Origin of the sequence: Amycolatopsis sulphurea, from assembly GCF_002564045.1 — a bacterium.
Classification (GTDB): domain Bacteria; phylum Actinomycetota; class Actinomycetes; order Mycobacteriales; family Pseudonocardiaceae; genus Amycolatopsis; species Amycolatopsis sulphurea.
In genome coordinates, this window is sequence record NZ_PDJK01000002.1 from 1 (window position 1) to 12049 (window position 12049).

General features: G+C 67.7%; 9 protein-coding genes and 2 pseudogenes. 4 read left to right on the top strand and 7 right to left on the bottom strand.

Translation table 11 applies throughout. The annotated features are described in order from the left end of the window. From ATK36_RS06120 to ATK36_RS06130, 3 genes are all read right to left on the bottom strand, one after another. The coding region (locus tag ATK36_RS06120; protein ID WP_098510380.1) for a YhjD/YihY/BrkB family envelope integrity protein at positions 1–886 on the bottom strand (886 nt) is incomplete at its 3' end. Between the two features lie 40 nt (positions 887–926). Next, complete coding sequence (locus ATK36_RS06125; RefSeq protein ID WP_098510381.1) at positions 927–1718, bottom strand: transglutaminase-like domain-containing protein; 792 nt, start codon at positions 1716–1718, stop codon at positions 927–929. 84 nt (positions 1719–1802) lie between these two features. After that, the gene (locus tag ATK36_RS06130; protein WP_098510382.1) at positions 1803–2279 is read right to left on the bottom strand and encodes a pyridoxamine 5'-phosphate oxidase family protein; all 477 of its coding nucleotides are present in this window, start codon (positions 2277–2279) and stop codon (positions 1803–1805) included. Positions 2280–2361: 82 nt separating this feature from the next. Between ATK36_RS06130 and ATK36_RS06135 the strand changes: the two genes are divergently transcribed. After that, a complete protein-coding gene (locus ATK36_RS06135) occupies positions 2362–3174 on the top strand; it encodes an alpha/beta fold hydrolase (protein ID WP_098510383.1) in 813 nt (270 codons plus the stop codon). Between the two features lie 262 nt (positions 3175–3436). Here ATK36_RS06135 and ATK36_RS06140 read toward each other — a convergent pair whose 3' ends face one another. Further along, positions 3437–4012 (bottom strand): VC0807 family protein, encoded by a 576-nt coding sequence (locus ATK36_RS06140; RefSeq protein ID WP_098510384.1) that lies wholly within the window; start codon positions 4010–4012, stop codon positions 3437–3439. A gap of 135 nt (positions 4013–4147) precedes the next feature. Then, on the bottom strand, positions 4148–5344 hold the full coding sequence (locus tag ATK36_RS06145; RefSeq protein WP_098510385.1) for a low temperature requirement protein A: 1197 nt from the start codon (positions 5342–5344) through the stop codon (positions 4148–4150). Between the two features lie 495 nt (positions 5345–5839). Between ATK36_RS06145 and ATK36_RS06150 the strand changes: the two are divergent. The 3 genes and pseudogenes from ATK36_RS06150 to ATK36_RS06160 all read left to right on the top strand — a co-directional run bounded on the left by ATK36_RS06150 (position 5840) and on the right by ATK36_RS06160 (position 9565). Further along, positions 5840–6880 (top strand): annotated as a pseudogene (locus ATK36_RS06150) (fatty acid desaturase family protein). A 1338-nt stretch (positions 6881–8218) separates the two neighbouring features. Next, positions 8219–9079 (top strand): annotated as a pseudogene (locus ATK36_RS06155) (MaoC/PaaZ C-terminal domain-containing protein). Between the two features lie 27 nt (positions 9080–9106). Further along, positions 9107–9565 carry a riboflavin kinase gene (locus ATK36_RS06160; protein ID WP_098510386.1) on the top strand — a complete coding sequence of 153 codons (459 nt, stop codon included), beginning with the start codon at positions 9107–9109 and terminating at the stop codon, positions 9563–9565. Between the two features lie 551 nt (positions 9566–10116). Here ATK36_RS06160 and ATK36_RS06165 read toward each other — a convergent pair. Further along, the gene (locus ATK36_RS06165; protein WP_245915338.1) at positions 10117–10674 is read right to left on the bottom strand and encodes a DUF5134 domain-containing protein; all 558 of its coding nucleotides are present in this window, start codon (positions 10672–10674) and stop codon (positions 10117–10119) included. 856 nt (positions 10675–11530) lie between these two features. Next, positions 11531–12040, bottom strand: coding sequence for a trypco2 family protein (locus ATK36_RS06170; protein ID WP_098510388.1), 510 nt, complete (start codon positions 12038–12040; stop codon positions 11531–11533). Positions 12041–12049: the final 9 nt, after the last annotated feature.

A 12049-nucleotide genomic window follows, 5' to 3' on the forward strand; every position in this document is an offset into this window, starting at 1 on the left:
GCGGGGCGTCGCGGGCGGTCGCCGTCCACGCAGTGATGTAGACGAGCATCCGGGCGATCAACGAGATGAAGAAGAGGACACCGATGACCGAACCGAACGCCACCACCGACGGCGAGTTGCTGATCAGTCGCAAGTAGAAGCCACCGGCCTGCTTCAGCAGTTCGAAGCCGAGCGCCGCGGCCACCGCACCCCGCATCGCACTGCGCGGGCCCACCCGTTCCCGCGGCAGGCGCGTAAGCACCCACAGGAACACCAGCCAATCGGCGAGCAGCGCGAGCGGCACGGACGCCACCGTCAGCACTGTGTGGCCCCAGCCCGTGTCCTCGACCCCGGCGACCTTCAGCAGGGAATGGCCGACCGCGGTACCGGACACCGTGATACCGAAGGACACCAGAAGGGAGGCTGCCAGCCCGAACAACGCGAGAATGTCCATCACGATCGTCCGCAGCAGCGGTGCGTCGGAACGGTTCTGCCCGTACATCGCGGTGAGCGCGTCCCGCAGCGCGTTCATCCAGTTCCACCCGGAGTACAGCCCGACCACCAGACCGGCGATACCGACCCCGGTGCGCTGCTCGACGAACCCGGTCAGCAGGGTGGTCGCCTGGCCGCCGAGGCCGCCCGGCAGCACCCCGGTCAGCGCATGCAGCAGCGAGGTGAGCAACTGCGGCTGGCTCGCCAGCACGAACCCCGCGATCGAGAAGGTCAGCATCAGGATCGGGACCAGCGAAAGCAGGCTGAAGTAGGTGATCGACGCGACGTAGTGGTAGCCGCCGTACTCGATGTACCGGTTCGTGGCCAGGGCCAGGTGGTCGAGCCATCGGTGCCGGGCACGCGCCTGAGCCCACTTGCTCGGCCCGGGCACCTTGCGGGAACGCTTCACGGACATTGTCTACCCAGCTATCACATGCTTTGTCGCGGGACACGCGTCACGCGAGCGAGACCGACGCGTGTCCGTCATCTCGGGGCAGCGGTCCGTCTGTGGTGGCGAACACAGTCGCACCGAGAAAATCAAGTTCACACCCGAGCGTCGCGAGAAACGGCGTATCGGCGGCGTCGCGTCCGGTGGCGATGCGCAGCATCGTCTGCCGAGGCGCAAGCCGCGTTGCGTCGAAAACGTACCAGCGGCCGTCGACACCGGCTTCGAAGACTGCGTGGAAGTCCATCGGCTGCAAACCCGGCGCGTACACCGACGTGTAACGCGCAGGGATGTCGACTAAGCGGCATAGCGCGATGCATACGTGCGCGAAGTCGCGGCAGACGCCTTCGCCGGCCAACAGCGTGTCGATCGCGTCGCAGGTCGGTCCTCCGGAGCCGACCACATACGCGATGCGCTCGTGTACGTGGTCGACGATTGCCCGTACCCGCGCACGGGCATCACCGAAGCTGTCTATGCCCGGCGGCAGCAGCCCGCCCATCCGGTCCGATGGGCAGTACCGACTCGGCCTCGTATAGCGCGCAACGTCAGCGAGCGTCACCGTCTCGGCCACGGCACGCTGCACCGTGCGCTCCCCGTGGTAAGTGACGCGATGCTCACCCACGTCAAGGTCATAAACTTCCGCGCGGGTGCCATGCTCAAACTCGGCGATGCGCGGAGCACCCGCGCCGGACACCGCGATTTCCCCAGAATCCGCGTGCACCGCGGCGACCGAGACCGCCGCGAGACCGGGTTTCGTCACCCGAACCCCGAACTCGGCATCGACCGTCACACGCTGTGCCATCGCCCCATCATGCCGGGGCGCCGCGCACGCCGCCGATCAGGCTTGGACCAACCCCGCACGCCGATCGCCCCATGCCATCCCGCGTCACCCCAGCACCGTTCGCACCACCGGCCCGTTGTCCGGTCGCGCGAAGCGCACCCATCGGCCCGGGTGCCACGACTCGATCAGCAGAGTGTTCCCTTCGACCCAGGTCAGCACCGCCTCTTCGATCTCCAGCCGGAACAGGTGAGTCGGCTCCGGCCCTTGCATGCGGGTGACCTCCGCGAGATCGGTGATCGCCACCGCGCGCCCGGCGATCTTCGCGTCGCCGCCCTCCTCGATGGCGGGCGCGGCGTGCAGGGCGAACCGGCCGTCGCGGAGGAGGTCTCGGGCCTTGCGGGCGTCCAGCATCGAGCCCACGTAGGCCTCGTCGCCGCGGAAAGCGATCTCACTGCCGCTGACGCGGGGCGCACCGTCACTCCGAAGGGTCGCCAGGACGTGGGATTCCGCCGCACTGAACCTCGCCTTCACCCGCTCGGCGAGGGACGGGACCGCGGTACTGAACTCAAGCCAGGTGGTCATGCGGATACCGTCTCATCCGGCACCGACAAAATCCGGGCTCCGAAGCGGATCCGGCGGCCCGAGTTGTGCTTGACTTCTCGGCATGATCGCGGAAAACGGGGACAGCACGGAAAGCCGCTGCCCGGTCGCCGAGGGCGAACTGGCCGTCCGCATCACCGGTTCCGGGCCGGTGCTGCTCCTCGTCCCGGGCGGGACCGGCGGCGCCACCTCATTCCGCGCGCTCGTGAAGCAGCTGAACGCCGACTACACCGTGGTCACCTATGACCGGCGCGGCCACTTCGCGAGCACGGACGCCACCACCGGCCCGGTCACCGTGCCGCAGCAGGCCGACGACGCGCTGGCGGTGCTGGACCACGTCGGCGCCGGCCCGGTGCCGGTGTTCGGGACAAGCGCCGGCGCACTGATCGCGCTTGACCTCGTCGCCCGGTACCCGGGCCGGGTATCCACGCTGGTCGCGCACGAGCCGCCCGCGGTCCAGCTGATGCCCGACGCGACCGGGATCCTGGAAGCCGCCGCAGCCCAGGTTCGGCTAGCCCGATCGGGTGATCTGATGGGGGCCGTGACCCGGTTCGCGGAGGGCATCGCCGGTGCAGCACTGCCCGATCTGCCGAATCTGCGCCTGCCGAACGAGGCCGACTGGCTGCGGCTCTTCGACCGCGAACTGACCGAGTTCTTCGACTACCTGCCCGACCTGCGCGCGCTCCGCCGCGTACGGACCGAGATCCTCCCCGTCGCCGGCGGGGCCAGCCGCGGCCGTTACCACTACCAGCCGGCCCGGATCCTTGCCCTGGAACTGGGATTGCCGTTCACCGAAGTGCCCGGCGCGCACCTGGCACCGCAACGGAACCCGGCCAAATTCGCGGCGGCACTGCGAGATCTGCTCGCCGGCCTCTGACGCCTCCGCCGCCGATACGCGACCACGGAACCCGACCGCAGCACCGCCAGGAGCCCGCTCACCAACCCCGAAACGTCGAGCCCGGGCGCAACCGCAAGACCCACTCACCGAACCAGTGACGTATCGGACCGCGGCCCTTTCGCGATCACAAAACCCGCCGGGTCCATAACACCTGCATCAAATCCGACGCATCAAGCCACATCGCGAAAACCAGCCACATCCGCGCCACCGCCACCGGCCCAGCACACCCTGGTCCGGCCCGTCAGGCGGTAGCCCGCGCGCGGTTGCGATAGCCGAGGCAGGCAAGTACTCCGAGCCCGATCACCGCCCAGCCGGCGGGCTGGCTGACCGTGAGGAAGGTCGCCGTCGGCAGCAGGAGAGCGAGCATCAGGATCGCCAGTGCGTGCAGCACGAGCATGCCGCCGATGAGCGCGGTCAGTACCGTCAGCGCCCGTTGGCGGGCAACGCCGGTGAGCCTGCCCTCGGACTCCGCACCGCGTTTGCCGGCGAACCGCATCAGCACCGGCAAGAGCGGCTTCCCGATCAGCGCCGAGCCGAGGAACACGATCCCGACCGGCCCGGTGAGCAAGGTGTCGCGCAGTTTGAGCACCAGTTCGCTGCCACCCGACAACGCCAGCACCACGAGGAGCACAGTGAACCCGGCTATGGAGCCGACACCGATCGGATCGATCCGCCGCTGTACCGCGAACTCGCCGACGGTGACGAGCAGCGGAACCGAAGCCCCGATCGCGAGCGCGGGCACCTCCCCGACCGGCGTCCGCAGCAACAGGTAGAGTGCAAGCGGCACCACGGCGTTCACGATGAGGCTCGGCGCCATGCGGCGCAATGGTGCGGTCACGGGTCGGGCGGACATCGGCAGGCCTTCCGGTCAGCGGCTGGACTTCTCCAGCGTGACCGGCGGACCATCGCCGAGCATCGGAGCCAGGGTGGGGCTTTCTGTCCACCCCAGGGTCTAGTGCCGTCGCCGCTTCCGCCTGGCCAGCACATCGCCGGCGAGACTGGCCCCGACCGCCACGACGAGCAGAAACAGGAACTGCACCGGCGTCACCTCCCCACCGAAGAATCCGAGCCACGCCGGGATCACCAGGCCGGCCACCAGCGCCCCGACGGCCCACCTCGGCTCGCGCCCCGAAGCCAGCCCGGACACGGCGCCGATCATCACGAAGGCAGCGACGCACCCACTCAGCAGCCACCTCGTGACCGGCTCGACGTGCCCGTGCTCGGCGGCTTCGACGACGTCGCCAAGACCGCCTGCCAGCACCGCCAGCAGCCCCACGACCAGACAATGCAGCGGAAGCAGCACCCGTGGCCCGGCTTTGCCCTGGCTCAGGTGCGGAATCCCGGCGAACCCACGGCGCAGCGCGCTGGCCCACAGCGTCGCGAGCAGCACAAGGGCGGCGATCACCGTCCAGTACAGCGCCGGGTGCCATTCCGGGATCTCGGCGATGGTCTGGGTCACGGTGAGCACACCTTCACCGAGCACGATGATCGTGAACAGCCCGAGCCGTTCGCCGAAGTGCGCCAAGTCCAGCCGCGCTTGGGCGGGCTTCACCGACGCCGGCTCGTGCCCGCGCCGGACCCGCCGCGCCGAATCGCGGTGGGCCAGCCGCGCCGAAAGGGACCCGATGAACCGCTCCCCGACTCTGGTGAAGGTGATCAGCAGATCAAGCCCGAGTCCGATCGCCCACAGCGCGTACCGCCACGGACCGTCCACCCAGATCGAAACGATCCACGGTACCATGCTCGCTCCGGCGTGCACCACCGGCCACTCGACGACTACCCGCGCCTCATACCCGCGCCGACCTTCCCACAACCGGCTCGCCAGCGCCCTAACCGCGAGATACGCAACGGCGAAGACCACCGCGTGCCCCTCCCGGATCCCGGCTACCGACGCAGCCATGAAGACCAACCCCACCATCCCGAGCAGCACCGGCAGTACGTGCGCCGCGTCGCCGGTGGTGCTGCCGTAGACGGTGAAGCACATCCACGCCGTCCAGAACGCCAGGAAGCACAGGACGTACAACCCCGCGCCGCTCCATGACGAGCTGCCGTGTACCAAATGCGCGAGTTGTCCCACCCCGGCGACCGCGACCAGATCGAAGAACAACTCGAGCCAGGACGCATGGCGTTCCTCAGTCTTCTCGTTCACGGCGGCCAGTATTCCGCCCCGGCTCCGGATGTCCACGGCACCACCCGACAGAGCTCCACGCGCCCCGGACACCAGCCGATCCGGCTATCCGCCGACGGCATCAGCATCCGGCCCGCACTGCCGTGCCCCGCCACGCATTCACCGAAGCCCGCTCCCGACCGAAGAACCGCTTGTTCCGGCCATCGAGCGCGCCCGGTTGCTCGGCATCTTCATCGATAGGCCTGCAGGTCCCGGAAACAGTGCGCGGCGCCATCACCGGACCTGCTCGTCGCCGCTTCGCCCGCCGACCGGCCACAGATCACCAGATGGGCACACCGGCAGACCCCATTGCTGAAGCCCGCCCGCTTACCTCCTAATCACCTGCCTCACCCACATACGGTCTCTGTTCCGACAGCCACCGAGGTGGGGCCAGCACCCCTGTCTCTCCTCGGGTCTGCCCCGTTGTACCCAGCCCCCGGCGCCGAAAGACTCAGGCCGGTGACCACTGACAAGTTCATCCTCGCCCCACCACCTCGGTCCGGTAGCGATTTCTCCCGTCTCACTCGCCGGATCTCCGACGCCGGTCTCCTGGATCGCCGCCCCGGCTAGTACATCGTGCGCAGCACTGTCGTGACCATCCTCTTCGCCGGCGGTTGGGTCGCGTTCGCATTGCTCGGCGATTCGTGGTGGCAGCTGGTGATCGCCGCATTCCAGGCGTTCCTGTTCGGTCAGATCGCACTCCTCTCCCACGATCTCGCGCATCGTCAGGTGTTCCGAACCCGCAGACCGACCGAGATCACCGGACGGCTGGCAGGCAATCTCGGCATCGGCATGAGCTACGGCTGGTGGATGGACAAGCACACGCGCCACCACGCCAACCCCAACCACGAGGAGCTCGACCCGGACGTCGAACCGGACATCCTGGTCTGGTCCCAGCGGCAAGCCAGGGAGAGCCGCGGCCTGCCCCGGTTCGTCGGGCGGCACCAGGCTGCGCTGTTCTTCCCGCTGATCACGCTGTAAGGCCTCAATCTCCACTGGTCCGGGATCCACGCTGTGACACGGCCCGGCATGCGTCACCGCCGTATGGAGGCGACACTGCTCGCCACCCACTTCGCGGTCTACCTGTCCGCACTGTTCCTCGTTCTCCCTCCGGGGATGGCTCTCCTCTTCTTCGTTGTCCACCAAGGACTCTGGGGTGTCTACATGGGATCGATCTTTGCGCCGAACCACAAAGGCATGCCGACACTCACCGGCCGGCCCGAGTCGGACTTCCTGCGCAAACAGGTCCTGACCTCACGCAATGTGCGAGGTGGGCCGGTCATCGACGTCTTGCTCGGCGGCCTCAACCACCAGATCGAACGCCACCTTTTCCCGAACATGCCGTCGGTCCATCTGCGTCGGGCACAGCCGATCGTCGAGCAGTACTGCGCCGAACTCGCGCTCCCTTACTTGCGCACGGGACTCGTAGAGTCCTATCGACAGACCTTGACGCACCTCCACGAAGCCGGGGCGCCGCTCCGGTCGAATGGACATTCCTCATCTTTACTCCGTTCTTGAAGACTCGACTACTTGGATGGACGATCAGATTTACTACTGGCAAAGGAAAATGGGATGAGTGACGCCGACACGAACAGCGCTTCCGAGCAGGACCTCAGAGGGACACGGGAACGGTCGATCACCGGATCCCTTGGCAACACTGGGATTTCAGGAAGGTCAGCGCGAATGCGCCGCGCGGCACCCGGCCGCTTTCAATCTCGTGCCTACCACACTAGACGAGACATGCCGGCAGTGCCAGGAAGTCCCCCGATCGAGGGGAAGGCGATGATCATGGTGGCAATTGCCCCAGCAGACAGGGAATACTGGACATCGACGGCGAGGGATGGCCGCACTGGGAGCCGCGCAATGGCACGCGCAGCAGGGATAGACCGCCACAATTCGGTGTCCGGGCGGCAAAGCATCAGAACACCGGCTCGGACGAACTCACGGGTATTCCGAGCGGCGAACGAGTTGCCGAGCCAGGACTACGGTCGACGCGGTCCGGGCAGCGATCGAGGAAGGGGTCGCAAAGGGGAATCGTTGATGGAGATCGTTCCCGGCAACGGTTCGCGCGACACGAGAAGCACATCGTGCGGTTTCCTGCACGGGAAGAACGTCACAGTGTGTGGGTAGAGAGGAGAAGGACGCTGGACAAACGTCAGTCGGATCTTCATACACCTCCACGGGAAGTGATGTGCAGCGGTCGTCAGAGCGGGACCAGGCATCAGAGCAGCGAGAGCGGCTAGGCCCTGCGCAGTCAGGGGACAGTGACGCCGGTGGAACGGCATTCGGTGTGACAGCAGCGGCTGGAGGTCCGAGGGTTCGCCGAGCGTGGCGACACAGCCGATTGCCACGCAGTGGCCGCCTCCAAGGTGCACGACCCCGGGGTGTAGAGCGCCCGGGTGAGCGCGCACCCGTTGAGCTGGGTGCCCTGAGCGACGAGGCGAGGCCGATGGCAAAGCGATCGCCGCCTCGGCTTCCGAAGGTCACCGTCAAGTCCTGCTGATGATGGACAGGCACGTTGGCGACAAAGCTCCCGGCGGTGGTGGGCAGTGGCCAGGTAAGCGAGGCACGGATAGCGCAGACAGAGGAGGCGGATGACACGGACGAGCACGCAAGGGGTGGGTCGACCGAGCGCGAGGGGTGAGCAAGTGCAGGGAGGCTGAGCGAGCGCGAGGGGATGGACTGAGCAAGAGAGCACAAACATCGGGTTGAGCCGGGCTGGGGCGCTGCGAACGATTGGAGGGTGGAACAAGACCAGACCGGCGATGGTGGCACGTCAAGGGGATCGTGCTGGGCTGCACAGTGGGTACGGTTGACCGAGGCGGGTGCCGGTCAGCGACGAAATGAGAAGCGTCTGTGCCTATTGATCCCGCGGTCGCGATCGGCGCCGATCTTGGCGAACTGCATTTCTCCTGGACTCGATCGGACGTGCTGCTCTACCACCTGGTGCTGGGCGCCGGGGCCGATCCGCTGGACGAACACGAGCTGCGCTACACCTATGAACAGGACCTGCGGGTGCTGCCGACGTTCGCCACCGTGGCGGCCGACCTGCGCACCTTCAGCCTCCCTCGATCACCTTTCCCGGAGTGGACATCGACCTGGCCAAAGTGCTGTACGGCAAGCAGGAAGTGCAGGTGCACCGGCCGATCCCGGCCGAGGGTGCGGCGATCGCCCGGACCCGGCTGGTGGACGTGTTCGACAAGGGCACGGCCGCGGTGCTGGTCCAGCGGACTGAGGCGACCGACGAGCAGGACGATCCACTGTGTACGGCCACAGCCAGCCTCTTGGCCCGCGGCGAAGGCGGATTCGGCGGAGAACGCGGGCCCTCGGACCGGATCGACCCGCCCGAGCGCGGCCCGGACGCGGTACTCGAGGTGACGACACTGCCGCAGCAGGCACTGCTCTACCGGTTGTGTGGCGATCGCAACCCGCTGCACGTCGATCCGGAGTTCGCTCGGCGCGGCGGTTTCGGCCGGCCGATCCTGCATGGCCTGTGCACCTACGGCATGGTCGCCAAGGCCGTCGTGGACGCCTTCCTCGACGGCGACCCGGCACGCGTCTCACTGTTCGGGACGAAATTCGCGGGCGTCGTGTTCCCCGGTGAGCGGCTGCGTGTACGCGTGTGGCGCGAGGACGAAAAGGCTGCTGGTCACCACTACTGCCCCGGAGCGCGACGGCGTGCCTGTGCTCTCGGACACAGTTCTGATCCCTCGGTGACCCGAGTCCGCGTACTACGGTGTCCACATGTCGGACGAGAGCTACTTCGTGGTCCGTGGCCCTGTCGAGCCGGGCGACCAGCGCGGCCGTGAGCTGGGCTTTCCCACGGCCAACATCGCACTGCGCGACCAGCGCGGCGAACTCGGCGACGGGGTGTGGGCCGGGTGGGCCGAACGTCCGGACGGCACCCGCGTGGCCGCCGCGGTGTCCGTCGGCCGTCGCCCCACTTACTATGGCGCCGACGGGTACCGGCTGGTCGAGGCGTTCCTGCTGGACTTCGAGGGCGATCTGTACGGCGAGACGCTCACCGTCTGGCTGGGCAGTCACCTGCGGGAGCAGAAAGCCTACGGCTCAGCCGGGGAGCTGATTGAGGCGCTCGCGCACGATGTCCAGGAGACGCGCGACTGGGTATCGGGGCATCCGGCCGCAGCGCTGCCCGCACTCGGCACTCCGCCACCGGACGGCGAGGTCCGGCGGGTCGGCTGAAAAGTGCCCTAGCCGGATGCGCCAACGGTGACCCGCCCGAAGGCGGATGCGCCGCAAAGCGGACGACGGAAATCGGAAAGCCGAAGGCCGAGATCGGAAATCGGACGGCCGAGGTCGGAAGACGGAAGGCGCCCGAGGCTGAGGGGCGTGCCGGGTCTCGCAGTGGCAGAGGACTCATCGCCAAGGCGGTTCGGAGGCCGGGTCCCTCCTGCCCGACCTGCAGCGCCCATCCTGCCAACCCCTGCAGCGCGTCCTGTCAGACCTGTTGCGCATCCGTCCTACCAGACCTGCCGCACGTCCGCCCCGCCCGAACTGCAGTGCGCCCGTCCTACCAGACCTTCAGCGCGTCCGCCCCGCCCGAACTGCAGTGCGTCCGCCCTACCAGACCTTCAGCGCGTCCGCCCCGCCCGACGTGCAGTGCGTCCGTCCCATCCGACCTCCAGCGCGTCCGTCCCGCCCGACCTTCAACGTCCGTCTGCTTGCCTGCGACGTCCGTCCTCCTTGACCTGCGGTCTCCGGGTTGTCGCAGCTGCTGGACGGGCGTACTCGTGTCAGGCCGCGGCCAGCAGCAGGTAGCCCATCCCGGCACCCATCGCGGCTCGGCACCACGTGCGGGAGGCGTGACCGGGCAGCGACTCGGTGCCACGCAGTCGCATCGCCTGTGCTCCGGCGCGGAGTGCGTCCGCTGCGAAGTAGGTGGCCAGCACCGCAGCCGCCGGCCAGGCCAGGCCGGTGTCCATTGTGGACATAGTGAGCCAGGGGCCGTGTGCCGTGCCGTGCTGGGGCATCGCGCTCACCATGTACAGCATGGCGAGCGCGGACAGCGCGTGGTGCCCACAGCCGGACGGCTGGCAGGAGCGGCGCTCGCGCAACCAGGAGACCCCGAGCCAGCCTACGGCGAGCCCGAGCACGGCCTGCCAGCCAGCCGCCGGAATCGGCCCGCCGACCGGCGAGAGCATGGCCACCATGGCGATCACGAGCAGTAGTTCCGCAAGATCGCCGGCGCGTACACCGGGGCCGAGGCGCACGTAATCGAGCCGTACCAAGCGAAGCACGCACGGCAGCGCGAGCAGCGCACACAGCACCGTGAACGACCAGGCCAATGACAGGTTCACCGCGGACCGCGCGACAGCGCAGCAGAGACGGGCATCCTCGGCCACCTCATTCCCGGAACGCGGACACTGGCATTTCACCGTGGCATGCGCCATCCGCCCGCGACAGCCAGCATTGTGGTGAAGCGGACCCACCGAAAGGACTACTCGGACAGGAACCATCCCACCGGCCGGGATGCCGGTGACGGGCCGCTGTTTCGCGGCCTCGATCCGATCTGTGGAGGTGTCGAGCAGTTTCTTGCGGCCTCAGCGAGGTCCCCGTGGACGTAGGCTACGCCGAACTGACCGCCGTGCGGATTCCCCAATCGTTCCGCTGAGAGCCAAAGCACCCGCACCGCCGCTCTTCTGCCCGCGGACGCAGGCCTCGCCGAACCAGCCACACGGATCCGGCCGTTCCGCTCAGGATCACAGCATCCTCAACGATGTCGTTCACGCCACGCAGTCAGTGCCCACCGAGCTGACCACCGCACGTTGGGTACATCGGTAGGCAGCAAGTCAACTGCGATGAAGCCTTCGCCTCGTGGCGGCGCAGAAGCCGGGTTCCTCCTGCTGCGCCCGCATGTGCCGTCATTCAAGACGATATCCACGTCAGGGGGTCAGGACACGGCTGCCGCCCCGGCCCACCCGTTCCAGCCTGGATTCCCTGGAGACTAGCCGGCGGGAAAATCTGCGCGGGAGCGGCAAGTGTCTGCTGTGGACAGTCGGGCGGACAGGTTCAGACGGTTTCGCCGAACGCGCCCGACGAGGTCTCGTGACGTTCAGTGGGACCACGGCGATCGCGGGATTGTGCCTCGAAGCAGGCGAGCCGGAACATCGTGGAACTGAACCTGGGAAAGCCTGACCAAGCACGCCCTCAGCCGACCGGCGCGACGGTGATCTTGAGCTTGTGCGACAGCTCGTCCTTGGTCTCGGTATCGAGACCCAGCGAGATCGACCCGTCCTCGGTCACGGTGAACGAGAGTTCCACCGTGCTTTCCTTCAGCACGAACGGGTCTTCGCCACCGCCGGCGACCGCGAGCACGGTCATGATCGTGGTGATCGCATCCACCAGCACCTGGTCGACGGTGCCGTCGCGGATCTCGTGTGCGGGCGCGAGGTCCGGTGGCACCAAAGTGATATCGATCGCGTGGGTGTCCTTTGTGGTCAACGTGGTGCCGAGCTTGACGGTCATCCCGACGAACGGGATCTTGAACTCCAGCCGCGCGCCCGAACCGGTCGTCGCGATCGCGTTCAGGGTCAGCTGGACCGCGGTGACCCGGACGGTCCGGCCGGGGTCCGCGCTCGAGATGCCGGCGTCGCGCACCGCGGCCTTGACCGCGTCCACCAGACTGCTGACCGGTACCCCGGTCGCCGTGACGTGCATGCTCGTCCT